Source organism: Siminovitchia terrae (assembly GCF_003605405.2).
Taxonomy (GTDB): Bacteria; Bacillota; Bacilli; order Bacillales; family Bacillaceae_C; genus Siminovitchia; species Siminovitchia terrae.
In genome coordinates, this window is record NZ_QYTW02000014.1 from 86187 (window position 1) to 112271 (window position 26085).

Annotated in this window: 24 protein-coding genes and 1 tRNA gene; 19 read left to right on the forward strand and 6 right to left on the reverse strand. The window is 41.3% G+C overall.

The window, feature by feature from the left end; genetic code table 11:
- Positions 1–146: 146 nt before the first annotated feature.
- Entirely contained in the window at positions 147–905 is a 759-nt protein-coding gene (locus D5F11_RS14430) for a class I SAM-dependent methyltransferase (RefSeq protein ID WP_120117895.1), read from the forward strand.
- A 443-nt stretch (positions 906–1348) separates the two neighbouring features.
- Positions 1349–1648, forward strand: coding sequence for a helix-turn-helix domain-containing protein (locus D5F11_RS14435; RefSeq protein WP_244862084.1), 300 nt, complete (start codon positions 1349–1351; stop codon positions 1646–1648).
- A gap of 416 nt (positions 1649–2064) precedes the next feature.
- On the opposite strand, the gene D5F11_RS14440 is transcribed toward D5F11_RS14435, so the two are convergent.
- Both D5F11_RS14440 and D5F11_RS14445 read right to left on the reverse strand, forming a co-directional pair.
- On the reverse strand, positions 2065–2853 hold the full coding sequence (locus tag D5F11_RS14440) for a TIGR00266 family protein (RefSeq protein ID WP_120117893.1): 789 nt from the start codon (positions 2851–2853) through the stop codon (positions 2065–2067).
- 152 nt (positions 2854–3005) lie between these two features.
- Positions 3006–4247: a benzoate/H(+) symporter BenE family transporter gene (locus D5F11_RS14445; protein ID WP_120117941.1), complete on the reverse strand. Its 1242-nt coding sequence runs from the start codon at positions 4245–4247 to the stop codon at positions 3006–3008.
- Positions 4248–4805: 558 nt separating this feature from the next.
- Between D5F11_RS14445 and pdxR the strand changes: the two genes are divergently transcribed.
- Positions 4806–6236: a MocR-like pyridoxine biosynthesis transcription factor PdxR gene (gene pdxR / locus D5F11_RS14450; protein WP_120117892.1), complete on the forward strand. Its 1431-nt coding sequence runs from the start codon at positions 4806–4808 to the stop codon at positions 6234–6236.
- 466 nt (positions 6237–6702) lie between these two features.
- Here pdxR and D5F11_RS14460 read toward each other — a convergent pair whose 3' ends face one another.
- On the reverse strand, positions 6703–7335 hold the full coding sequence (locus D5F11_RS14460; RefSeq protein WP_120117891.1) for a LysE family translocator: 633 nt from the start codon (positions 7333–7335) through the stop codon (positions 6703–6705).
- A 347-nt stretch (positions 7336–7682) separates the two neighbouring features.
- Between D5F11_RS14460 and D5F11_RS26530 the strand changes: the two genes are divergently transcribed.
- From D5F11_RS26530 to D5F11_RS14480, 6 genes are all read left to right on the forward strand, one after another.
- The gene (locus D5F11_RS26530; RefSeq protein ID WP_185830704.1) at positions 7683–7856 is read left to right on the forward strand and encodes a hypothetical protein; all 174 of its coding nucleotides are present in this window, start codon (positions 7683–7685) and stop codon (positions 7854–7856) included.
- A gap of 944 nt (positions 7857–8800) precedes the next feature.
- Positions 8801–9385 (forward strand): nucleotidyltransferase family protein, encoded by a 585-nt coding sequence (locus D5F11_RS14465; protein ID WP_120117889.1) that lies wholly within the window; start codon positions 8801–8803, stop codon positions 9383–9385.
- A 109-nt stretch (positions 9386–9494) separates the two neighbouring features.
- Positions 9495–9635 carry a hypothetical protein gene (locus D5F11_RS26535; protein WP_185830705.1) on the forward strand — a complete coding sequence of 47 codons (141 nt, stop codon included), beginning with the start codon at positions 9495–9497 and terminating at the stop codon, positions 9633–9635.
- Positions 9636–9663: 28 nt separating this feature from the next.
- Entirely contained in the window at positions 9664–9780 is a 117-nt protein-coding gene (locus tag D5F11_RS14470) for a FixH family protein (protein ID WP_120117888.1), read from the forward strand.
- 216 nt (positions 9781–9996) lie between these two features.
- Positions 9997–10182 carry a hypothetical protein gene (locus D5F11_RS14475; RefSeq protein WP_126646600.1) on the forward strand — a complete coding sequence of 62 codons (186 nt, stop codon included), beginning with the start codon at positions 9997–9999 and terminating at the stop codon, positions 10180–10182.
- A gap of 170 nt (positions 10183–10352) precedes the next feature.
- Positions 10353–11024 carry a ZIP family metal transporter gene (locus D5F11_RS14480; protein ID WP_126646601.1) on the forward strand — a complete coding sequence of 224 codons (672 nt, stop codon included), beginning with the start codon at positions 10353–10355 and terminating at the stop codon, positions 11022–11024.
- Positions 11025–11572: 548 nt separating this feature from the next.
- Here the strand turns inward: D5F11_RS14480 and D5F11_RS14485 are convergent.
- The 3 genes from D5F11_RS14485 to D5F11_RS14495 all read right to left on the reverse strand — a co-directional run bounded on the left by D5F11_RS14485 (position 11573) and on the right by D5F11_RS14495 (position 14421).
- Positions 11573–11646, reverse strand: a tRNA-Pro gene (locus tag D5F11_RS14485).
- Between the two features lie 198 nt (positions 11647–11844).
- On the reverse strand, positions 11845–12942 hold the full coding sequence (gene aguA, locus D5F11_RS14490; protein ID WP_120117885.1) for an agmatine deiminase: 1098 nt from the start codon (positions 12940–12942) through the stop codon (positions 11845–11847).
- A 90-nt stretch (positions 12943–13032) separates the two neighbouring features.
- A complete protein-coding gene (locus D5F11_RS14495; protein WP_120117884.1) occupies positions 13033–14421 on the reverse strand; it encodes a sigma-54 interaction domain-containing protein in 1389 nt (462 codons plus the stop codon).
- 171 nt (positions 14422–14592) lie between these two features.
- On the opposite strand from D5F11_RS14495, the gene D5F11_RS14500 reads away from it, so the two are divergent.
- The 10 genes from D5F11_RS14500 (at position 14593) to bioD (ending at position 26041) form a co-directional block, all read left to right on the forward strand.
- Complete coding sequence (locus D5F11_RS14500) at positions 14593–15831, forward strand: M20 family metallo-hydrolase (RefSeq protein ID WP_120117883.1); 1239 nt, start codon at positions 14593–14595, stop codon at positions 15829–15831.
- Between the two features lie 30 nt (positions 15832–15861).
- On the forward strand, positions 15862–17232 hold the full coding sequence (locus D5F11_RS14505) for an aminotransferase family protein (RefSeq protein ID WP_120117882.1): 1371 nt from the start codon (positions 15862–15864) through the stop codon (positions 17230–17232).
- A gap of 647 nt (positions 17233–17879) precedes the next feature.
- The gene (locus D5F11_RS14510) at positions 17880–19361 is read left to right on the forward strand and encodes an aldehyde dehydrogenase family protein (protein WP_120117881.1); all 1482 of its coding nucleotides are present in this window, start codon (positions 17880–17882) and stop codon (positions 19359–19361) included.
- Positions 19362–19467: 106 nt separating this feature from the next.
- Positions 19468–20805 (forward strand): APC family permease, encoded by a 1338-nt coding sequence (locus tag D5F11_RS14515; protein ID WP_120117880.1) that lies wholly within the window; start codon positions 19468–19470, stop codon positions 20803–20805.
- Positions 20806–20982: 177 nt separating this feature from the next.
- Positions 20983–21555, forward strand: coding sequence for a GNAT family N-acetyltransferase (locus D5F11_RS14520; RefSeq protein ID WP_342776036.1), 573 nt, complete (start codon positions 20983–20985; stop codon positions 21553–21555).
- 111 nt (positions 21556–21666) lie between these two features.
- Entirely contained in the window at positions 21667–21837 is a 171-nt protein-coding gene (locus tag D5F11_RS26540) for a hypothetical protein (RefSeq protein ID WP_185830706.1), read from the forward strand.
- A 266-nt stretch (positions 21838–22103) separates the two neighbouring features.
- Positions 22104–22865 carry a 6-carboxyhexanoate--CoA ligase gene (gene bioW, locus D5F11_RS14525; RefSeq protein WP_120117939.1) on the forward strand — a complete coding sequence of 254 codons (762 nt, stop codon included), beginning with the start codon at positions 22104–22106 and terminating at the stop codon, positions 22863–22865.
- Entirely contained in the window at positions 22862–24208 is a 1347-nt protein-coding gene (gene bioA, locus D5F11_RS14530; RefSeq protein WP_120117879.1) for an adenosylmethionine--8-amino-7-oxononanoate transaminase, read from the forward strand. The genes bioW and bioA overlap by 4 nt, the downstream gene beginning before the upstream one ends.
- Entirely contained in the window at positions 24195–25349 is a 1155-nt protein-coding gene (gene bioF, locus D5F11_RS14535; RefSeq protein ID WP_120117878.1) for an 8-amino-7-oxononanoate synthase, read from the forward strand. Before bioA ends, bioF begins: the two co-directional genes overlap by 14 nt.
- Entirely contained in the window at positions 25346–26041 is a 696-nt protein-coding gene (gene bioD / locus D5F11_RS14540) for a dethiobiotin synthase (RefSeq protein ID WP_120117877.1), read from the forward strand. The genes bioF and bioD overlap by 4 nt, the downstream gene beginning before the upstream one ends.
- Positions 26042–26085: the final 44 nt, after the last annotated feature.

Genomic DNA, 26085 nt, shown 5'->3' on the forward strand with positions numbered 1-26085 from the left:
AAATGTATCCTAATATTGAATTTGTTAGAAAGCGAGTGATTTATATTATGATAGTCAGCTCTTTATATTTTATAGCTAAAAAGAACCAGGAGCGGGAGAAATAACATTTGAATAAATTCTTCCGCATATAAAATGGAGGAATTGAATTGTTTAGTTATTATGGTGAACTAAGTACGGAACTTTATAATTTTACAAAGCCTATTGGACATTCAGTAGGTGGTGATATTGAGTATTATCTTGAAAGATTAAAAGACACGAACGGAAAGATACTTGAAGCTGCAGTGGGATCTGGGCGTGTTCTTATACCATTATTCGAGAAGGGATATACCGTTGACGGCATTGACTATTCACCTGCAATGTTAGATTCTTGTCGAAAACGTTGTAAAGAAAGAGGATTGACCCCGAATTTATATGAAGGTGATTTGCGTCACTTTAAATTGCCTTCAAAATATGAAGTGATTATAATACCGACTGGCTCCTTTTGTTTAATTGAGAAGTTAGAGGATGCCAAGGCGGCTCTGGAGTGTTTTTATAATCATTTATTACCTGGAGGACGTGTGATCATTGATCTTCTAATACCCAGTGATTGGCATACAGGAGAAACTTCCACTTCAACTTTTCCTTTTTCTAATGAAGAAGGTATTTTGTTAGAAAGTAAATCAATAGAAATGAACTGGGTAGATCAATATACCTTGACCTATCTAAAATATGAGAAATGGAGAAAAGGTAAGTTAGTGGACACTGAACTACAAAGGTTTGCCATGCGTTGGTATGGAGTTGAGGAATTCAAACTTATATTGAAAAGTATAGGTTTCCTTGAAATAACTTGTTCTGCTGGTTATTCTTATAAAAAAGATCCAACGAAAGAAACTCAATTGATTACATTTGAAGCTGTTCGAAAATAATGTTAAATTCCAGGTGCTGGAAATATAAAGGGCAATGCGTTGAATATATTCAGGCAACGATGATTGTTAAAGAGGGCGACCTATCCTTTGGATGGGTCGCTTTTTGATTATATAGCGTACAATATCAGCTACCTGAGTTGTAAATAAATTTTTCACTAAATGCTGTGTCCATATCTGAGAAGTCGCGTCCCGAGCCTGTTGGCACCGTAGCATGTAACGCTTTACACCAGCCAAGCCTTGCTTTTTCTCAAATAAAATATTTATATAACTGGCTTCTTAAAAGCTTTTAATAGATTTAAAAAGAAAATGTATATTTAAGTACAGTATGATTAAAACGGAATCAATTTAATAGTTTAGTTAGAAAGGAAGGACATACCGTGCTAACGTCTTTTGGAAAGTTTTGTAGAAAGCTAAGAGTAGATAATGATGAGCTATTAAAAGACATGGCTGATAAAATAGGGGTCGCCTCTTCTTATTTATCAGCTGTTGAAAACGGCAAAAGAAACGTTCCTCAAGAATGGATTGGTAAGATTGCTACATCCTACTCATTAAGTGCTTCGGGGCTAGCTGAATTAAATCAAGCTGTTCAAGAATCACAAAATACACTGAAAGTTGATTTTGAAGGATTCAGTGGAGAAGATAAAATCGTCTTTATGACTATGATCAGAGAATTTAAAGGTTTGGATGAGAAGGACAGAGCAAAAATCAAAGAAATTCTCCTGAAGAATGAGGAAAGCATGTAAGAATTGCTTCATAAATGAAAATCGAGAATTGTCCACAGTCTCAAGTATCCCGGCTAAAGATTGAATAAAAAGACGACGATGATGAGGGAGTAATAAATTATTTTGTGTAATTGGACTTTTAACTAGGCTCTTGCTCATTAGGCAGATAGGGTCGTTCTGCGAATATTACCACAAGCACTTGGTGAGGTTCCGATGGATCAGTGGAAGGCCCTAGTGGACGATCAGTAGGATACGCGTTGGAAAGAGGGCGAAGTATCATTATCCCTGCTATTTTCGCACTTATATTCATCGGTTGAAAAAGGATGCATAACTAATATTGAGGAGACATGCTCTTGATCGGAAGAAGGCAAATTTCATCATGAACCGTGATTTTGACATAGGTTAGAATCATGAAGAGCCTGCTTGGCAGGCTCCTCTCATGATCTGTCGCTGAATATATTAAACAGTCCACCGATTCCGCCTTCATCCTTTGAACCACCGGTCGCTGGCATGGCTGCAAATACTCGGCTGGCCAGCCGGCTGAATGGCAGTGACTGCACCCAAACAGTACCCGGCCCACGTAATGTGGCAAAAAAGAGCCCTTCTCCTCCAAACAATGCCGTTTTCACGCCGCGGACAAATTCAATATCGTAATCCACATCACGGGTTATGGCCACTAGACAACCCGTGTCAATTTTCAATGTCTCACCTGGTCCCAATGTCTTTTGGTGGATCGTTCCTCCGGCATGAACAAACGCCATTCCGTCACCTTCAAGCTTTTGCATGATGAATCCTTCTCCCCCGAAGAATCCAGTCCCTATTTTGCGTTGGAACTCGATTCCTACAGATACGCCTTTTGCTGCGCATAAAAATGCATCTTTTTGACAGATGATTTTTCCATCCAGTTCCTTCAAATCCATCGGGATAATTTTTCCTGGGTAAGGGGAGGCGAACGAAACGTGCTTTTTTCCGCTACCTTCATTTGTAAACATCGTCATGAACAGGCTTTCTCCTGTCAACACCCGTTTGCCTGCGCCGAGCAGCTTGTCCATCAGTCCTCCGCTTTGAGAAGAGCCGTCTCCAAAAACTGTCTCCATATGAATGTGGTCATCCATCATCATCAGACTTCCGGCTTCTGCCACAACCGTTTCACCTGGGTCCAGCTCTACTTCTACAAATTGCATGTCATCGCCAATAATTTGATAGTCAATCTCATGATTATTCATGTTTCCACCGTCCTTTTAACAGAACTACGGATAGGCAGGGCTATTGGATTCAAGAAAATATTAACAGTATCTAGTCTATTATTTTTCTGTAGCCTTTATAAAAAGTACGGTACGAATTCGAAATTGATTTTGCCTAAAAAGCTTCATTTAAGTTATGGTGCGACTCTTTTCTCATTTTTATCCTTTAAGGTTAACTGGTAGCTTAATGGCTTCCTGAATGTTCGGAAGTTTATCACGAGATGTGCTAACATACCTGCTACCAACCCCCAAAATGCACCGCCTACTCCCAAAAGCGTTACATTTGCTGCAGTGGCCAAGAAAGTAATTAATGCCACTTCTCGACCTGCGGGATCTTTCATTGCATCTGCAAGGCTACTTCCAATCGTTCCCAACAAAGCTAAACCGGCTAAAGTTGCTATAAATGTTGAGGGTAGTATTAAAAACAATGTGACAAGTGTAACGCCAAAAATACCGACAACTATATATAGCGTACCGCAAATGATACCGGCAATATAACGTTTTGATTGATTTTCATGAGCATCCGGTCCTGTACAAATAGCGGAAGATATCGCGGCTATGTTAAAAGCATGTGAGCCAAAGGGAGCCATAATGAGCGAGCCGATGCCTGTAACAGTCAGTATAGGATTCGCACTCGTTTTAAATCCATCACTTCTTAAGATCAACATACCAGGGATGTATTGCCCGGTTAATGTAATGATAAATAATGGTAATGCAACACCTAATAATGAAGATATAGAAAACTCTGGCATGGTAAACACCGGAAGTGCAAAGTCCAGCCCAACCCCTGTAAAATCGACTTTATTGAATAAGACGAGGGACAATGACCCGACAACTAAGATACCTACTATAGCAAATCGAGGGAGAAGCCGTTTTAAAACTATATACGTAAAAAATAACATAATAACAAAAGCTGGGTCTATTTCAGCTCCTCCGAAGGCTGCTATTCCAAATTGAAGCAATATACCCGCTAATAAACCAGCTGAAATCCCAGGAGGAATATATTGAATCAGACGGTCAAACATTCCAGAAACACCCAATATAATAAAACCGATGGCAGATATCATATAGGCACCAATGGCTTCACTATAGGGTGTAAACACTAAAGCCGATGCTAAAAAGGCAACCCCTGGAGTTGACCAAGCCGTGATAATAGGTTCTTTGTATTTGTAACTTAACCATACCCCAGTTATTCCAATACCTATAGAAAGAGAAAATACCCATGAAGCGGTTAGTTCGGGGCTTAGATTAGCTACTTTGGCGGCTTGGAATACAATTGCAAACGTTCCACCATAATTAATAAGTACAGATACTAAGGCAGCTACCGATGGAAAAAATAAATCGTTTAGCCGCAGCGGATTTGATTTAGATTTCATTCTGATTTCTCCTTCCGAAAGCATTTTGTAAAATCCCACCAAGTATGATAATTCCTGTAATTACGTTCATTATTGGTACACTCTGAAAACGAGTTTCTTAGGTTGTTGCTCGACTTTTTGTGAAAAAGTGAGCATATAGACTTGGGTCTGAATATAGATGATGCTATTGGGCCAGCAAATGAGAGGTATCTTATAAGATAAGTTCATGCCTCGCTTTGTTAACAGTCATTAAGAGCCGGCTTTACATAAGCAACGCCTGATGTTCATGAGCATGTTTTTTCCATATTGGCGGATTCTTTCATTGTCTATGACGACCAGATTTTTGGGATATCTGATACAAAGTTTTCAACGGCTATTTTTCAATTTTTCCTTCCTGTCGACTCATTCAAGTGTAAAATACTCCCGTTATTTTGAATTTTACATTTCATATGCTTCATGCTTGTTTCTCTCCATTCATAATGTGATTTATGGTGCAACCGTAGTATAACAACGAATGGAGTGGTATGATATATCCAAAAATAGCAATTTTAATCAGTCCATAAAGGAGTGAATTGCGCAGTGATAAAGATAGATCGACAAGCTCATAAACCAATTTGGAAACAGTTGCTTGATCAAGCTGTTCATAATATTACGAGTGGAAAATGGAAAGCTGGTTACCGCCTCCCACCGACACGTGAACTGGCTCAACAATTAGGAGTCGCTCGCTCAACAGTACAAGCCGTGTATGAAGAGCTATATAGCAGGGGCTATACTGTTACTTCACGTCGTGGAGGCACACGTGTAAGTGACTGGAGCCAACCTAACATCTCAAAGGAGGAAAGATCGGCCCAACGCTTGTCTCCACCATCTTTGCCTGTTTTAGAAGATGCGGTAGAGAGATTACATGATTGGTCTTGGGGAAAAGAGGTTAACGAAGTCGATATCGACTTTTCTCCCCATGAGCCTTATTTAGATTCTTTATTCTTGAAAAAATGGAGGCAATCATTTCTTCATTCATCGGACAAAGCTGATTTGTCCAGCTGGCTTTACGGAAACCCTTTTGGTTATGAACCATTGCGCTATCAAATCCAAAATTATTTATCAGTTGGAAGGGGGATCCATGTTGATATAGATCAGATATTACTAACATCTGGTGCTCAGCAAAGCATAGACCTGATCTCACAAGCATTACTGACGGAGGGGGACACAGTAGCTGTCGAGGATCCGGGGTTTCCTCCGGCTGGACTGACACTGATGTATCGAAACATGAACGTCATCCCTGTTCCAGTCGATGAACAAGGAATAGTGGTGGACCGCATTCCTGAACAATCCAAGATTATTTTTGTTACACCTGCCCATCAGTCTGCAACAGGTGTGATCATGTCTGTTAAGCGGAGAGGGGAATTATTTAAGCGAGCTATTTCCAACCAATCTTGGATTATAGAAGATGACTATGATGGTGAATTTCGCCATAAAGGTGACCCACTTCCGACATTATTTAGTCAAGAGCCTGAATGTACACTCTATCTGATGAGCTTTTCCAAAATGATTGCTCCGGGAATTCGGATTTCAGCCATTATAGGATCTGTTGAGGCAATTGCACAAATAGCTCGTGTACAAAAGCTCACTTCCCGGCATCTTCCCATCATGGAACAGCTAACCCTTACTCATTTTATTGAGCAGGGTCACTTCATGCGACATATGAGGCGAGTCAAAAACGTCTATAGACGGAGGCATGAGGCGATGGTAAAAGCGATTGCTTCAACCCAATTAGATGAATTGTTTTCTATAAAAGGTGTTGAGACAGGTCTGCATATGTTACTGGAAGCAGATGAGGATTTTAAGGAAGAAGAAATGACAAATAAAGCTTTAGAGAACGGAATACGTGTCTATCCTCTAAGTCCTTATTGTCTGGAAAGCAAGCGAAAAGGATGGGTATTGGGATACTCCAAAGTGAATGAGGAGACAATTCAGTGTGGTATTAACCAATTGTCTAACATATTTAAATGAAATTAAACCTATGAATGGCCCTGGTGTAGAACTTGGGCCATTCATAGGTTTTTTTACAAAACGGAAGTTACTGCTAGATTAAAAATATGCTGGTTGCCGCACTTCGTGAGGGTGAACGTACCCTCACGAATCACATCACTTCTATAAGGAGCCGGGCCTACTAGCAGGCCCTTTAACTTCATTCAGCAGAAATCTCCCACTTCTGTATGTGGTGAGATGAATGCCTATTGGTATTCCATTCAGTGGGGGTTTAAACCCCGGTTGAATATAGACAAAGCCTCCGGCGGATGCCACAGATTTTCAGCGGAAATTTATCGAGCGGAGCTCGATAAAATCTGGGCGCAAATNTTGAATATAGACAAAGCCTCCGGCGGATGCCACAGATTTTCAGCGGAAATTTATCGAGCGGAGCTCGATAAAATCTGGGCGCAAATACGCCAAGGCGCATTTGATAAGGAGCTTACACCTACAACACACCTGTCATGGCAATGAAGAATTTATAAACAAAATATCCTGAAAAGCCAATTAACACAAATCCTGCGATGATAGAAAATCTTTTAATCATTGATCGACTCATTGCTTTTCTAGTAGTTGCTACAATGGTTAATAAACCTAGATCATGCAATAAAATCCCTGTTAAAACACCTGCTGCAATAATTAAAAAACTTGTTGGCTTAGCTGAACTATATGAATTAGATAGTACTGCCCCAAACACACTTAACCAAAAAATAATATTACCGGGAGAGATTGCAACGAGAAAGCCGTTACGATAAGTTAACCATAGTGATTTTGTAGTTTTTTCACCTGATAATGTTATATCTTTATCCGCATTTTTAATAGAATCATAGCCGATTAAAAACAAAAATATGGCACCCACTAGCCACATTGGTATTTGAATAAAAGGAAGCTGCAGAAAAGAAGCTAATCCAAAATAAAGTGCTACGATTAAAGCAAAATCAATAGTCATTCCACCTAATCCAACAACCCAGCCATGCATAAATCCATTTTTGAGACCTTGCTTCGTCATCTCTACTGTAATAGCCCCAACTGGCATTGCAATAGAAAGGCCTGCAATAACATATGTAAAAAATAGTGCCATAAAACCACACACCTTTATAATAAAATAAATCCTATAATATCATAAAAATTTAAAATATGTATGTTTATGATATTAAATTTATAATTATTAACATCGAGGTCATTCCAAAGACTTACTTACTAAAATAAAAATCCTAAACTTTGATTTTAGTTTAGGATGCTTCAGATGGCTACTTGATAAGATGTATCGTAAGCTAGAAAATGTATGAATGTATGGAAAAACTCTTATAGTCCTGACATTGTATTAGCTCCATTAACAAGTGAAGATATTGCATTAGCTGAAAACACCTTTAATGTAAAGCTCCCTAAGAGTATGTAGAGCCGTTTTTAAGTCAAAATGGCGGGTATTTGCTCCCTACGTTAGCTCCAGTTCATTTTAACTTCATTCAGCAGAAGTCTCCCACTTCTGTAAGTGGTGAGATGATTGGATATTGGTATTCCATTCAGTGGGGGTTCAAACCCCGGCTGAATAAAGTCAAAGCCTCCGGCAGATGCCACAGATTATCAGAGGAAATTTATTGAGCGGAGCTCGATAAAATCTGGGCGCAAATACGCCAAGGCGCATTTGATTAGTAATTGGGGGGGAGGGGTTGTTCAAATAGACTGTCTTTTTGGTATTAAGGAAAATAAAGGCATTATGGAGATAGATTACCTACTGATGGGAAGTAGTTAATAAGGAGTATATAATCATAAGTGGTGGTGGACACCACTGGATAGTATTAGATTACAGTTCTGGATCCACTGCTCCAACAATCTCCTACCTAGATACGGAGACTGAAGAGGTCCATCACATGTCTTCTTTATTTGGTGAAATGTTGCAAATTCTATAGATGGACGACGAGTTATACAATATTGAATATGAAAATGAACTAGTAGATAAATTTTCCAAAAATCCTTCACTAGAGGAAGCGAAGAAGCTAGTAATCGGCAATGATGAGGATGCAATATATACTGTACTTGAGTATTGGGGAGATACAAACCAGAACCTTTCTAGCTTTATGAAATCTTATTACAACATATTAAGTTCCCAAAATATCTTTCTGTTCAAGAATTAGCTGTACGTATATTTTGGGAAAAAGTAATGTCGGAAACGATAAAAGAAAAACTTTGTTAAGAGAATTATAGAAACCATTCCTGACTCACCTTTGGAAAGGATCCAAGAGTATAAAACTGAAATAGGGGGTGCCTATATCAATATGAAGTAATCTCAATGATCTTATATTGCAGAGCTTTCAAATTGGAGACTGGGTAGATTAAGATAAGCGCCAATCTAATAGTTATGTCTTACTGGTGTGGTTCTGAAATAGAACCACAGTCTTATGTAAATCTCTGAGCTTTTTTAAAGTGATTTTTATCTGAATTGTTAAAAGGTTCTTCAACGATCAGGCCATTTTTGTTAAAAATGCAAGCCGATGAAAACGAGAAAAAATGTTCATTTAAAAATGGAGTAATATACGGAGGCTAATATGGATTTAAAAAGTGAAGGGGACATTTTAAAATTAATTAGCGAAGATGATTGGATGATGGATATTTTAACTACAGTAAAGTCATTAAATTTGCCCGATTGGTGGGTGTGTGCTGGTTTTGTCCGTTCAAAAATTTGGGATACGCTGCATGGATATAGCGAAAGGACACCTATACCAGATATTGATGTAATTTATTTTGATGATACAAATATAGATGAGACTGAAGAAAAAAAGCTTGAGAGAAAGCTGATCAGTATATATCCTAATGAACCTTGGTCAGTAAAGAACGAAGCAAGAATGCATATCGCAAATAATATTCTTCCTTACTTTTCCTCCTTTGACGCTATATCTAAATTTCCGGAAACGGCAACAGCTTTGGGGGTAAAGCTAGATGCATATGATACCTTAAAATTAGCTGCTCCACATGGTGTTAAAGATGTTTTGAATTTGGAGGTAAAGCCAACCAGTTATTTCAAAAAGGATAAGGATCGTATTGCTATCTATGAGGAACGTGTATTAAAGAAAAATTGGAAATCAAATTGGGATAAGATACAAGTTCAGCATATTAAGACCGTACTAAATTAACGAGCACGTTGTTAAATAAGGTAGTTGATAACGGGTCAGGTTAGTGTACGAAGCAATAGTTGCAAATACAGTAGAAGGGATTTTCTGTAAATTCAAGGAGGAATAAAGAATGCGACAGAGATTATGGATAATCTGTCTAATGATACCATTAGCTTTACTTTCTGCATGTAGTGGTGGAAATCAAAATAATCAGGATGCTGAAGAAAAAGATATACCGGAAATACTCGAAGTGAAGCTAGAAAGTTCCTGAAAGTGTTAATGCTAAGGAAACATTAAAGATGCAAGCAACTGTTACACAAGGTAACGATCCTGTTTCTGATGCAGATGAAGTGAAATATGAAATATGGGAAGATGGAAAAAAAGATGAAAGTATGATGGTTGAAGTTAAAGAATAATAAATATGGACCTACGAAGCTGAAACAGTAATTGATAAAGAAGGGGATTATATTGTACAGGTTCATGTCACGGCAAGAGGAATGCATAATATGCCTAAAAAACCAGTAAAAGTCAAGTAGTATTAAAAGCTAATATTATTTGCTCTTACGTAGGATAGGAACTCCATTTGTTTTAACTTCATTCAGCAGAAGTCTCCCACTTCTGTAAGTGGTGAGATGAATGGATATTGGTATTCCATTCAGTGGGGGTTCAAACCCCGGCTGAATAAAGTCAAAGCCTCCGGCGGATGCCACAGATTATCAGAGGAAATTTATCGAGCGGAGCTCGATAAAATCTGGGCGCAAATACGCCAAGGCGCATTTGATAAATATCGAATAATTTTTAGTAATGAGTCCTTTTAAAAGAGGACTCATTTTTTATGAAGTTGCAGTTGCTAATAATCTAACAAAAGGATTCCAATAACAGAATAATTTTCATTAAGACTGCGTCATAAGATTGTACAAACCAAATTTATTATTGAAAGGATTTGGAATCCGTGTGGATGCCTTTGCTTTTATCAGGAATTTCTGTTATGGGGTTAGGTATTGGAGGATTATTATCAAGTTCGATTAAGCGATTTTTCCCGAAAAAGCTACCTTATGTATATGTCATTTGTGGAGGGATCTTAATTGGTATTATTACATTTGACTTAATCCCTCATACCCTAATAGACTTTGAGTTCAGAGGTGTACTTTTAGGTACTTTAACAGGGTACATCATTATGTTACTAATTGGTCATTTTTTTCATCATGAAGACGGGATTAATGTTTCCGAAAGAACTTTAGGATTTTTAGTTGCAGCTATATTCTTTCATCACATTATTATGGGGTTTTCATATGGTGCTGTTACATTATTTAATAGTCATTCCTTTCTTACCGCAATGATACTTCATCAAATTCCGGAAGGTATAGCCATTATGACTACCCTATTAGTAACAAGAATAAAAGGAGTCACTTTTCTTTATATAATAACCATATTATCGGTTGTCTTCGGAGTAAGTGCTTTTTTAGGGGAAACGATTAAGGGTTCAGCGAGGACAGTAGACACATTGTTGACAGGAACTACTATTGGCACCCTTTTGTTTGTAACACTTAATGAAATAATAGGAAAGTCGAAAAAACAATTTGGATGGATACCGTTGCTCCTTATGGTAACTTTTGGTGCAATAATGATAAAAGTTTATATATCTTTGCTGACAGATTAATAAGCCAGCTTTCTATAACTTATTTTCAATGTTGGGTTTTAGCATAAAGGAAAAGCGAACTCTAATGTTACCCGTATCCCTTTTTCCTTGTGTGACAAAGTATTTTGCAGTTTTATCCTGCCTTATACGGAGTTGAGAGAAACCTTTTTAGCCAATAAAATTAGATTTTTACTTCAAAAAACGAAAGGGTAGAAAAAGCTGCAAAGATGCATTATCCCGTTATTAATTTCTTCTCTTCTAAATTATTAAAGTTAAAGTCAGTCAAAAATGATTGACATCAAAAAGAGCTAGTACAACAAAAAACTTTATCAAGAGGTGATTAGCATGAAAGTAGAGTTGATTGAAGAAAAACTTTGTAATCTAACGTCTATTTTCGAAAATATTTTATTAAGAAAGTATGGTAAAGAAATTAGGTTACATGGGAAACGTTACAATAAGAAAAGAATAAACCCCAAAAAGCCTGTATTATTCAAGACACATTCGAGCTGTACCAATTTAAAAAGCGCCTGACCCCTTGAAAGTAAAGGGTCAGGCGCTTTCCTGTTATATCGGGATGACAGGATTTGAACCTGCGACTCCTAGCACCCCATGCTAGTGCTCTACCAAGCTGAGCTACATCCCGGAAATGAACGACACTTTCATTATACGAAATGCACACTTATAAGACAATGGCAAAACGCTGCCTTTTCCGTAAGAAACGAGGATGGGACAAAACTAGTCGCACTTAAAAAGCGCGAGAATCAATTTTAGAAACGTTGATTTCTCGCGCTTTTTTATTTTGCTTAAAAAACTACTTATGTCTCAGCCTCGTCGTTTCACCTTAAGCCTTTGGCTGCTGCTGGGTAATGCAATGGATGTTTCCTCCGCCAATGGAAACTTCGCGTGTGTTCACTGTCACAATCTTCCGATCTGGGAACATCTCCTTGAAGATTTCAACGGCTTCTTCATCCTTCGGATCGCCGAATGATGGAATGATGACTCCACCGTTGCAAATGTAGCAGTTGACATAGGTAGCGATAAATTCAGTGTCTGCCGTACGATCGAAAGCGTCAGCGGCAAAGTCGATTTCCTTGCTTTCTTCCTCTGTGAGGGCAATTTGTTTAGGCATCGGGATTTTATAGATTTTCAGTTTTCGCCCTTTGGCGTCTGTTTCCTGCTCCAATTGCTTATATGCTTCACGAAGCACTTCGTAGTGCGGATGTTCAGGGTCGTCTGTCCAGCCGATGGCGACCTCTCCAGGACGCACATAAAATAGTACTTCGTCTACATGTCCGTCTGTTTCATCGTCAACAAGGCCATCCTTGACCCAGATGATTTTTTCGATGTTTAAGTACTCTTTTAGCTTTTTCTCTACTTCTTCTCTTGACATGTGCGGATTACGGTTTGGATTCAACACGCATTGTTCTGTTGTAATGAGCGTTCCTTCCCCATCAACGTGGATGGCCCCGCCTTCCAATACGAAATCTTTCGCATCATATCTATCTATATTCTCAATCTCCATCACTTTTTGTTTGACAAGCTGATCCTTGTCCCATGGGAAGTACAGTCCTTCATCCAAACCGCCCCATGCATTGAACTGCCAGTCTATACCACGTACTTCACCCTTGTCATTTTTTACAAAAGTGGGCCCGATATCACGCATCCAGGCATCATTGGATGAAATTTCAACGACTCTTATTTGATCGTCCAAAAGAGCGCGGGCATTTTCAAATTGCTCCGCATTGACACACACCGTAACCGGTTCAAATTGCGAAATCGCTTTCGCGACTTCCGCAAAAGCTCTTTGAGCAGGTTTAGCTCCAGATCTCCATGTATCTGTTCTCATCGGCCATAGCATCCATGTGCCTTCGTGCTCTTCAAATTCTCCGGGCATTCTAAAGCTGTCATTTCTTGGTGTACTATCTATCGTACGTGCCATTATAATCCCCTCCAATTATATTCAATATAATATCATGCAAATTCCATGCCATATGAAATGAAGCAGGGGTAAAAATTTCCCCCGCGTTATCTAAAATTCATACTTTTTCAATCTTCTTAGATAGGAGGACTGGGTTAACCCCAGAGACTGGGCTGCCTTCCTTGTAGAGGTGTATTTCATTTGAGCTTCCTCTATCAATCTCCTTTCAATCTTTTCCAGATATTCTGGGAGACTTTGGTTATTCAGCTTCCGAATGGAATGATCCATGAATTCCTCGTATAAAATTTTATCCGGCAGGTCGGAAGGCGTAATCGTATCCGCCTTTGCCGTTACGATTAAGCGTTCAATCATGTTTTCGAGTTCCCGGATATTCCCTGGCCAACTGTAGTTCTGAAGGTGCTCCAGAACCCTTTTGTCTAAGGATGATTTTTTCATATATTTATCGTTAAAAAGATTTAAATAATGATAGACCAATGGCGGTATGTCCTCGTTTCGTTCCCGAAGCGCCGGGATTTGGATGGACACTACATTCAAACGGTAATATAAATCCTCGCGGAACTGTTTCTCCTCAACCATCTTCGGTAAGTCCTGATTAGTGGCGGCGATAATCCGGATATCCACTTCTTGAAGCTCTGTTCCCCCAACAGGAATAAACGATTTGTCCTGGACCAATTGAAGCAGTTTTGGCTGTAGGGACAAGGGAAGTTCAGCAATTTCATCCAAAAATAATGTGCCGCCGTCCGCTTTTTCAACAAGCCCCTTTTTGCCGCTTTGGCTTGCCCCGGTAAAGGCTCCTTTTTTATATCCGAAAAGCTCTGATTCCAGCAGGTTTTCCGGAATGGCTCCACAGTTAATCTGGACGAAGCTCTTATCCCTTCTTGAGCTGTGTTTATGGATTTCACCAGCAATTAAGCTTTTACCGACGCCGGATTCCCCTGTCAATAAGATAGTTGCGTCAACGGTGGCCACCCGGTTGACAAGATCTAACAGCTCCTCGTTGCTTTTGCTGTTTCCAATAATTAACTGGCTCTTTTTATCCCTCTGCTGGTTCTTCTTCATTGCCTGAAGCTCTTCCCAATACTGTTGCATCAGCGCTTCCGCTTTTTCCAGCTTAAAGGAGTTCTTCACCGTTTCTGTAATATCTTTTACTTGAACGAGAATGTATTCGGTATCATCTTCATCAATTTTTACAAGGTAACCAGTAGCCAGGAACTGTCTGTCCTTTGATGTCTGGACTTTTGTCACAACGACTTCTTTATTTTCCAATACGATTTTGGTGACAGAAGGGGTGAAAAAACCGTTGTTCTCCAAGTCATTTACATGCTTGCCAATGATTTTGGATCTTGGCGCACCGATCTGCTTCGTACTTGTATCATTGCACCAAAGTGCGACGCCATTTCTATCTGCTATGAATATACCATCCTTTAAATGATTGAACACCTGATGAAAATGCCGATCTTTAAAAAAGTGTTTTTTCATAAAAGCGCCTCCCAATTCTATAAAAGTGCTTCGATTTCGCATCATTAATATTCACTTTCGGTGCAAATTTATTATATATTACTATACTACTAAATGAAAAGGTTTTTATTTTTAAAGAAAAATAACTTTGGCACGCTTCTTGCATTAATAAAATAAGTGAGGAGGATGCGTATGGAGAATACATTATTAAAGGTGAACAGAGAGCGTTTGCTTGAAACATTAAAAGTAAGCTCTTCCATCGGCCCATCCGGAAATGGTGGAATGAACCGCCTAGCCTTATCGGATGCTGATAAAAACATGCGCGATATATTTGTCGATTGGTTAAAAGAGGCAGGTCTTGATGTTAGAATAGACGATTTTGGAAACATATATGGAAGAAGAAAAGGCAAGAGGAACGATGGTCCATCTGTTGCCATCGGTTCCCACTTGGATACGCAGCCTTGCGGTGGAAAATATGACGGCATTTTGGGTGTTCTATCTGCGCTGGAAGTGATCCGTGTCTTAAATGAAAACGATATCGAAACTGAATATCCAGTTGAAGTTATCAATTTCACCAATGAAGAGGGGGCTCGCTTCTCACCCCCAATGCTTGGATCCGGGGGAATCACCGGAAACTTTTCAAAGGATTTTATTTACGGCATCAAAGATGATGAAGGAATATCCTTTGAACAGGCTTTAAATGAAATTAATTATTCGGGGTCTATTCAAAACCGTATAACAAACGTCAAAAATTTCATTGAACTGCACATTGAGCAGGGTCCTATTTTACACGAAAAGGATATAACAATTGGTATTGTTCAGGGCATCCAAGGGAATGATTTGTACACAGTAAAGGTAACCGGAAAGACAAACCACGCAGGCCCAACACCGATGGAAAACAGGCGTGATGCACTTGTAGCTGCGTCTAAGATGATTGTAAAAGTGAATGAGATTACAGATGAAGTCCAAGGTTTAAAAACAACCGTCGGAAAAGTGAATGTAACACCCAACGTGACAAACGTTATTCCTGGCGAGGTGGAATTCACAATCGATATCCGCCACGAGGACAATGATTTGAGGTCCCACGCGTTCGAAAGATTAAAGGAACAGCTTAGTGCCATTGCGTTGATGAGCGAAGTGGAATTGACGATTACAACTGATTGGAATTCGGAGACAACCTTGTTCTCATCGGTCGTCAAGGATGCTATCCAAGAGGCGGCAGACGAATTTGGATATTCCAAAATGGATTTGTTCAGCGGCCCAGGCCATGATGCTAAATATATGGCAGGCGTGTCGGATACCGGCATGATCTTCGTTCCAAGCGTTGATGGCATCAGCCATAACGAACAGGAATTGACGATAGATGATGATATTGAAAAAGGGGCGAACGTCCTTTTACATGTTGTTCAAAAGCTGGCAGAAGCCAAATAATCATTTTTTATAAAAAAGGAGAGGTTTTTAATGAGCCAACAAAACGAAGCATTATTCAATGAGTTATCTGGACTTGATAAAAAACATATTATTCATCCATCCACTAATCCAAAACTTCATTCTGAAATCGGTCCAAAACTGATTTTTGAAAGCGGAGAAGGCATTTATTTAAAAGACATGGGAGGCAAAACATACATCGACGGTGTCTCCATGCTTTGGAACGTGAACGTTGGCCATGGTGTGAAGGAATTGGCTGAAGCTGCCTATGAGCAAATGACGAAAGCGGCTTACACAACTACTTTCTATGGATATTCGAATGAAGCGTCCGTACGTTTGGCTGAAAAAATTGCCAAAGTCACACCTGGAGACCTGAATGCCATCTTCTATACATCCGGCGGATCAGAATCAAACGATACAGCTTTTAAATTGTCCAGATCTTACTGGGATATAAAAGGCAAAAAAGACAAGAAACTCATTATTTCTTTAAGAAGAGGCTATCACGGCGTTACAATTGCAACCCAAAGGGCAACTGGAATCGATGCTTACCGTGAATTCTCCGGATCAGGGGACCCTAATATCGTAAACGCGAAACCTCATATGACTGAATGTGAGCTTGGCGACAAGAGCCATCCTGAGTATGAAGGCTCCATCAGAAGCATCATTGAGAGAGAAGGCGCTGATAAAGTTGCGGCTGTCATCGTAGAGCCGATCCAGGGTGCCGGCGGGGTACACGTTCCTCCAGAAGGTTACTTGAAAGCAGTCCGCGCACTTTGTGATGAGTTTGACATCCACATGATTGCTGATGAAATCATTTGCGGATTCGGCAGAACCGGAAAAATGTTCGGTGTGGATCATTGGGATGTTGTTCCTGATTTCATTTGTGCGGCAAAAGGAATGACAAGCGGATACGTGCAGCTTGGCGGCGTCATCATGAGAGAAGAAATCAGAGACACATTCTTCACATATGATGGCATGCTACCACACGGATTTACTTACAGCGGACATCCAACAGCTTGTGCAGTCGGTTTGAAAAACCTTGAAATCCTTGAGCGCGACGGCTTGATTGAAAACGCAGCTGCCATGGGAGAAGAGCTGCAAAAAGGTTTGAATTACTTGGAAGACAAGTATTCATTTGTTGGAAACACTCGTAGCAGAGGACTTCTTGCCGGATTTGACTTGATGGAAGATCCAGCAGCGGGCAAACCATTTGAAACGATCAAAGCTGCTGCAACAGTTGTTGAAGAAGCCTATAAGCGTGAGCTCTTAATCAGACCGTTTGACTTCACTCCAGGAATGAACATCGTGGCGATTGCTCCTCCGCTCATCGTACAAAAAGACGAAGTGGAAAAAATCATCGCAATCGTAGACGATGCGTTGGGGGCATTTGCGAAGACGTTGTAAGAAGAAAAGCGTAAGCGCTCGTTAAGCGACGTACAGACTGGACGACTCCTGACGAGATAAAGGAAACACGGTGAAGCCAAAGGCGAACCGATGTTGACTTATCGTAGGAGAAGGAGCGAAGTCTGCTAGTCGCTGGCGCCCGGAGCTGGACAAAACGAAAAGCGTAGGGCGGCTGGGCGACAAGCGCTGAAGAAGGCGTAGTTTGCCTTCAAAAGCGATTGGCTTATGACCTCGAGGGGCTAGGTACCGGAGCTGAACAACAAGAAAAGCGAAGGAGCCTCGATTAACGACGTACAAACTGTACGATTCCTGCCGATATAAAGGACGTATGGCGATGTTTAGCGGTGTGCAGACGAAGTGGGTGTGGGGAATTCGCTTTTACAGGGGCGTCCGCACGATAATTGCCGATTTCGCGCGATAAATCTGTTTTTCGCACAATAAATGGAGATTTCGCACGATAATTTTAAATATCGCACGATTATCCAGAATATCGCACAATTATCGATTGCGGACACAAAAATTCTAGTTGTAGTAGCGAATCCCAAGTACAAACGCATCACTGCACAAGAATCCAATCTGTCGAAGTCTGCATAAATGATTGGCTGATCGAGTCAGCCAGTCCACTTTTTAAAAAAGGGGATGGAATGATGACTACTAGTGAAACTTTGACGCTTCATCCAAAAGTAATCGAGTTTTTAAACGGTCCAAAAAAATTATTCATAGATGGCGGGTGGCATGAATCGGTAGGTGGTCAAACATTTGAAACGACCAACCCTGCTACGGGTGAAGTATTGGCTCATGTTTATGAAGCTCGCGAAAATGATATTGATAAAGCGGTTGAAGCTGCAGCAAAAGCTTTTGAAGAAGGACTTTGGTCGAGGATTAGCGCATCTGACCGCTCCAAGTTGATGCACAAGTTGGCTGATTTAATGGAAAGGGATTTTGAAGTCCTGGCCCAGTTGGATACATTGGACAATGGTAAGCCGATCCAGGAAATGAGAAAGGCCGATTTGCCTGGTGCGATTGAACAGCTCAGGTATTTTGCAGGCTGGACCACAAAAATGACTGGACAAACCATTCCGGTGTCCAATTCATTTCTTAACTATACTCGTCATGAAGCTGTAGGTGTAGTTGGGCAAATTATTCCTTGGAATTTCCCTATCATGATGGCGTTGTGGAAAATTGCTCCGGCACTTGCCACAGGCTGTACTATCATTTTGAAGCCGGCAGAGCAGACACCTCTCTCAGCGCTTTACCTCGGTAAGTTGATTGAGGAAGCAGGCTTCCCGAATGGAGTTGTCAATATTGTCCCTGGCTTTGGAAAGTCAGCAGGCAACGCACTTGTTGAACATCCAAAGGTGAACAAAATCGCATTTACCGGTTCTACACCTGTCGGAAAGTCCATCATGAAAACAGCGGCAGACACGATGAAACGTGTAACGCTCGAGCTTGGCGGAAAATCTCCAAACATCATTTTGCCTGATGCAGATCTGGATAAAGCGATTCCTGGCGTATTTAACGGCATCATGGCCAATCAGGGAGAGGTATGCTGTGCAGGCTCCAGAGCTTATATTCCTGAGCAGATATATGATGAGGTCATGGAAAGGCTTGCGGATCATGCGAAAAAAGTAAAACTTGGCAACGGTCTGGCGGAAGATACACAAATGGGGCCACTTGTTTCCAAGAGGCAGCAAGACATCGTCACTTCCTATATTCAAAAAGGGATTGATGAAGGAGCAAAACTTTTAGCTGGCGGAGAGAGCCTTGATAAAGGGTATTTTGTTCAGCCTACTGTCTTTTCCGCAGAAGATCACATGACGATTGCAAGGGAAGAAATTTTTGGCCCAGTTGTCGCTGCGATGTCTTATAAAACAATCGACGAAGTGATTGAACGTGCAAATAACAGTCCTTTTGGGCTTGGAGCGGGACTTTGGACTGATAACCTAAAGAATGCCCACGTTGTGGCTAGTAAATTAAAAGCAGGCTCCGTGTGGGTTAACTGTTACAACCTAACAAACGCAGCAGTTCCATTTGGCGGATATAAACAATCCGGAATCGGACGTGAAATGGGCTCCTATGCTTTGGAAAATTACACAGAAGTTAAAAGTGTATGGGTTAACTTGGATTAATAAGGGACAAGCCCGGCAAAAAGCCGGGCATACCTCCCTGTTAAAAGTAGGAAGTTGACTGCATGCTGAAAACGTATTCAAGATTTAACCTGAGAGGTCTGATTTGATGGAACAAAGCAATCATATTGAAAGAAAACTAAAGTTGATCCACGTTGTTGCCGTTGGATTGGCATACATGTCACCAATGGCGGTGTTTGATACTTTTGGTATCGCCTCAGATGTTTCGTCCGGCCATGTGCCAGCTGCATATATAGTTGTTTTTGTAGCTATCCTGTTCACGGCATTGAGTTATGGAAAGCTTGTCCGACAATTTCCGACGGCAGGATCTGTTTATACGTATACAAGAAATATTATCAATCCTTATTTGGGTGTCATCGTCGGCTGGGTAACCTTCATTGCTTATATAGCGCTTCCAATGATAAATGCCTTATTAGCAGATATTTATCTTTCGGCAGGGTTTCCTGAGGTTCCAGGATGGGTTTGGATTGCGGGCTTGCTTGTGATTATCAGCTTTTTAAACATTTTTGGTGTGAAATTGGCGGCTTCTCTTAACTTGCTGCTTGTTGTATTCCAGGCATTGGTCGGGATTATTTTTACCTACCTTACCATCCGTTCAATTGTCAAAGGCCCTGAAAGCTTTATTACCATTGGTGAGATTTTCCCTTCAGGTGATGAAGTGTCCGGTCTGTTTGGGGCTGCTGCATTATTGGCCCTGTCGTTTATTGGATTTGATGCAATTACAACACTTTCAGAGGATACGATTAATCCAAAGAAAACCATACCGAGAGCTATTCTGCTTGTAGCAGGAATTGGCGGTGTTTTCTTTTTCGGGGTTACCTATTTTATGCAATCTCTTTTTCCGGACGTGTCCATCTTTAATGATATTGAAGGAGCCTCCCCGGAAATTGCTGTGATTATCGGCGGGAATCTATTTCTTTCCTTTTTCCTTGCTGGTGCGTTATTCTCTGTTTTTGCATCAGGTTTGGCTGCACAGGTCAGTGCTTCAAGGCTTCTGTACGCGATGGGAAGAGACGGAGTGCTGCCGAAACGTTTCTTTGGATACTTACATCCGAAATATAACTCCCCGGTAGCTAACATCTTGTTAATTGGCGCCTTGTCGCTTTCAGCTATTTTTCTAAGCCTTGAGGAAGCTACTTCGCTTATAAATGTGGGAGCGTTTACCGCGTTTTCATTCGTGAACCTTTGTGTGCTCTTTAACTTTTTCAAACAAAAGGGCCCGCGTTCGTTTCGTTTCATCGTTGGAAGCTTTATTTTTCCAGCCATCGGATTGGCATTCGTTGTATATTTATGGGCCAGTCTCGACATTTTTGCAATTGTTGCGGGACTTGTCTGGGCACTGTTGGGAACAGTGTACCTTGCGTTTTCGACTGATTTCTTCAAAAAAGAACCACCGCAGATTGCCTTTGATGAATTAGAGGCTTAATGATTATATGGATAGACAGGAATTATTTTGAATTCCTGTCTATTATTTTGTCTGGGCAAATAAGATTGAAACAGGTTGTCTTGTTGAATCTAAGGATGATAACATATTATTTATTGCAATTTTGTGGATATTTTTCATCTCTATGCATAGATTTTTTCAAAGTCAAGGGGGGTGAGTATGATGTTCGTCCATGTAGTAGATGACGAGATTTATCTGAAACTAGTTGATCAAAATGACGCGGTGAGACTTTTTGAGCTGACAGACCGTTCGAGATGTCATTTGAGACAATGGCTGCCGTGGCTTGATGATACGAACAATGTGAACAACACAAGGCAGTATATTAAAGAAAGTCGGGACAGCTTTGCTAGACATAAGAGCATGAATACGGCCATTGTCTACAAAGATGAGATCGTCGGGGTGGCAGGATTCAATGAATTTGACTGGAATAATCGATCTGGATCTATCGGGTATTGGCTGGATAACCATTATACAGGCAGGGGGATTATCGTTCGTTCCGTAGGAGCGCTGACTAATTTTGCTTTTACAGAGTTGAAAATGAATCGTGTGGAAATTAGAGCAGCTAAGGAAAATATAAAAAGCAGGGCGGTTGCGGAGCGGCTCGGGTTTCAGTTGGAAGGCTTCATAAGGGACGGGGAATGGCTATACGACCACTTTGTTGACCATGCGGTTTACGGGATGCTTGCCAGGGAATGGGAGGGCTTCAATTCTTCCTCTGAAACTGCTAAATAAATGCCGTAAACAAAAGGGAGAAAAGTATGAGTGACCATGGATTTCGGGCGGGAGCAGTAACGTAACTTTAACTTTATTCAGCAGAAGTCTCCCACTTCTGTAAGTGGTGAGATGACTGCATGTTGGTATTCCACTCAGCGGGGGTTCAAACCCCGACTGAATAAAGTTAAAGCCTCCGGCCGATGCCACAGATTTTCAGAGGAAATTTATCGGGCGGAGCTCGTTAAAATCTGGGCACAAATAACCCAAGGCGCATTTGATTTGATAGGCAGGCATTGCTGATACAATTGCAGCTGGCTTTCTAAAGCATGTCTCTGGCTTTCTAAAGCATGTCTATAGAGGAAGCGGGATACCCCCAGTAATTTAAGCAATAAAGGGTAAACTACATTCCTTCTGGTATGAACGATCTCTTTTCCATGATGAAAGAAGATCGTTCTTTTGTCTCATATTCACTTCAACCATTTGACAGATAGAAAAGGGAGACCTACAATTTTATTGTCAACCATTTTAAAAATATAGTTAACAATAGGAGGGTGAGGAGGATAGAGATAAAATCGCAAACATACTACAGTGTCAGAATGAGAGCTGCCAAGGGCGGGGCCCATGAACAAGGCGGAAAGCATATTTCCGGCGGAGAACAGATCTCCACTTTTGATGGGATTACGCACGCGGTGAACTTTTTATTGGAAAAGGGGCTAACCCATTCCAAAGGAAGTCCGGATTTTATGCAAATTCAATTTGATTGCATTCACGATCCCGTTCAATTGCTGAACCCTTTAGGCGTTCAATCTCATCAAGTGGAGTCTGTAGAGAAAGGGCAAGCGCTGGCTAGGCAATTATTGAAGCAGGCTGGGGTTCCGGAAGAATGCATTGAGGCCCTATATCATCATTTACCCGGATATTCGGGATTAGGGGGTGCAGTATTATTTGATATTCATTCAGGCCGTCCAATAGATGAAAGAGGCATTCGGGTGTCTAGGATGGATTGGCAGGCGGATAACTATGAAAAGTGGGCCGCATATTATGGGATGCCCCGGAATTCTAGAATGAAAGAGGCGCTGGTCCTTGCTACAAAAGTGACCGGTCATCCCGCTGCAGTAGCTGAGTTATGCTGGTCGGACGATCCGGATTATATAACGGGGTATGTGGCGAGCAAACGGCTTGGATATCGGCGTATTACCAAACTAAAAAAATACGGAGATGAACGGGGCTGTCGCATTTTCTTTGTGAATGGCAGGGAAGATATAGAATCTTACATACATTATTTGAAAAAACAGCCTATTTTTGTCCGATGGGAGGAAGTAAAATGACTCAAAACTTGATTGAAAAAAGCAAAGCCTGTCTTTGGCTGCCTTTTACACAAATGAAAGACTATGAGAAGGACCCTTTAATCCTTGAAAGTGGAGATGGAATCAAGGTCAGGGATATTGACGGCAAGGAATATTACGACGGATTTTCTTCCGTTTGGCTCAATGTGCATGGGCACCGCAAAAAGGAATTGGATGAAGCCATCAAAAAGCAACTTGAAAAAATTGCACATTCAACATTGCTTGGCATGACAAATGTTCCGGCAACGGAACTTGCTGAAAAACTCATTGATATAAGTCCTGAAGGCTTAAAGCGGGTCTTTTACTCAGACAGCGGAGCAACGGCGATGGAAATTGCTCTGAAAATGGCTTTTCAATATTGGGCGAACAAAGGAAAACCGGAAAAGCAAAAGTTTGTTTCCATGTTAAATGGTTATCATGGTGACACGATTGGGGCAGTCAGTGTCGGAGCGATTGAACTTTTCCACCGTGTTTACGGACCATTAATGTTTAAAGGGTTCAAAGCACCAGTTCCATATGTGTATCGGTCCAAGAGCGGTGATCCGGATGTATGTCGTGAAGAGTGCCTGAATGAACTGGAGCAATTGCTTGCCAAAAAGCATAGGGAAATTGCTGCCTTGTCTATAGAGTCCATGGTACAGGGAGCAGCAGGCATGATTGTAATGCCAGAAGGATTTTTGTCCGGTGTACGCAAGCTCTGTACAAAATATGACGTACTGATGATTGTCGATGAAGTGGCGACAGGATTTGGCCGGACAGGAAAAATGTTTGCCTGTGAACATGAAGGGGTGCAGCCGGATATCATGGCAGTCGGAAAGGGTATCACCGGAGGTTATTTGCCGATTGCCGCCACTCTAACGACAGAGGCGGTCTATAGAGAATTTTACGATGATTATCAAAATATGAAGACCTTCTTCCATGGACATTCCTATACGGGAAACCAGCTTGGCTGTGCAGTTGCTTTGGAAAACCTTCGTCTGTTTGAGTCCGAAAAAATCGTTGACAGGGTGGCCCAAAAAGCGGTTGAACTGAAGTTGATCCTCGAAGAGCTGCAAAAGCTCCGTCATGTTGGGGAAATTAGGCAACTGGGTTTCATGTGCGGAATCGAGCTTGTCGAGTCAAAGGAAACAAAAAAGCCGTTTCCGGCTGAAAAGCGAGTGGGATACGAGGTTTCTCTTAAAATGAGGGAGTTGGGAATGCTGACAAGGCCGTTGGGCGATACAATCGTATTCATGCCTCCGCTTGTTAGCACAGTAGAAGATCTTGAAGCAATGGCTGCGATTATAAAAGAAGCGATTCATGAGGTAACACATGCCCTCGCTTGATAGAGATTTAAATCAGCGCTTGAACAAGAGAAAAGCTGCTGGTTTGTACAGGAAGTTGAAAGCGATGGATACCGCTATGGACGGGAAAAGGGAGACCGTCTTTTCATCCAATGATTACCTTGGCCTGGCAAATGACATCCAGCTGATTCGCCAGGCGAAATCCGTCCTGCATGATTTTGGGGTGGGAAGCAGCGGTTCACGGTTGACTACCGGCAATACCAGGTGGCATGAAAAACTTGAAAAAAGAATTGCAGCTTTTAAACAGACGGAAGCCGCCCTTTTATTTTCAAGCGGTTATTTAGCCAATATCGGCGTGCTGTCATCATTACCTGAACAAGGGGATGTTATTTTAAGTGATGAATTGAACCATGCGAGCATTATCGATGGATGCAGGCTCTCAAGGGCCGGGACAGTTGTGTATAAACATGTGGATATGGATGATCTGGAGGAAAAGTTAAAACAAACTCAATCATATCATCGCCGCTTTATTGTGACGGATGGGGTATTCAGTATGGACGGAACGATTGCTCCCCTTGACCGAATCGTGGGACTTGCAAGACATTATCAAGCTTATGTGATTGTTGATGACGCACATGCGACAGGTGTTTTGGGAGAAAATGGCAGGGGGACAAGCGAGTATTTTAATGTCTCTCCTGACGTGGTGATCGGCACATTAAGTAAGGCTGTTGGTACGGAAGGCGGGTTTGTTGCAGGATCCCATCAATTGATCGATTTTCTTCTGAATCATGCTAGGACATTCATTTTTCAAACGGCCATTCCTCCGTCCAGTTGTGCGGCTTCTTACGCTGCCCTGGAAATAGTTGAAGCTGACAAAGAAAAGCGCAGAGGGCTTTTTTCCAAGGCAAAGAAGGTCAAGTCCGCCTTGAGCGATATGGGCTATCAAGTAAAGGGGGGCGCAACATCGATCATCCCTGTCCTTATTGGGGAGGCGGCAAAATCGGTACTGTTTTCACAAAAACTTCAGGAAAAGAGGATTTACGCCCCCGCCATCCGGCCTCCGACTGTACCGGTGGGGGAAAGCCGCATCCGCTTAACCGTTACAGCCGGCCATTCATCGGAAGAGATAGATTACTTGCTAGAATCATTTAATTTAATCGGAAAAGAGTTGAACATGATTTGAAAGGTTTTTTTGTAACAGGAACAGATACTGATGTCGGAAAAACGATCATATCCTGTGGTCTTGTAGCAGCATTGAAAGAAAAAGGGAAGGATATTGGGGTGTTTAAACCGCTGTTAAGCGGCATTTCACGCAATGAACCAAGCAGTGATACGAGCCTGTTGAAGCAAATGTCCCAAACTTCTCTATCACATGAAGACATTACCCCTTTTGAATTTAAAGAGCCGCTCGCCCCTTATGTCGCCGGAAAGCTTGAATCCAGGAATGTCAAAGTGGAAGAAGTATTGGACCATTGGGACAAAGTGAAAAGCAGGCATGAATATTTCATTGTTGAGGGGGCCGGCGGAATCTCTGTCCCGCTCGGAGAAGGCTTTTTGGTTAGTGACTTAATGAAAGCCTTACACCTTCCTGCCATCATTGTTGCACGGCCTAATCTGGGTACTTTCAACCATACTTTTTTAACTGTTCAATATGCGAAGAGCCAGGGAATCGATATTGCAGGGATCATCATCAACGGAATCAGCGATCATCCGGATACGGCTGAAAAATCCAATCCGGGGTTAATCGAGGAATATTGTGGTGTTCCAGTTTTAGGCATTGTTCCCAAGCTGAAGGATGTGGCGAAAGAAAGTATACAAAAAGCGGTAGAGGATTACGTTGACATCACATTTCTACTAGACAGATTAAGAGTCTAGTAGGCTCTTCGCTTTAACTTCATTCAGCAGAAGTCTCCCAATTC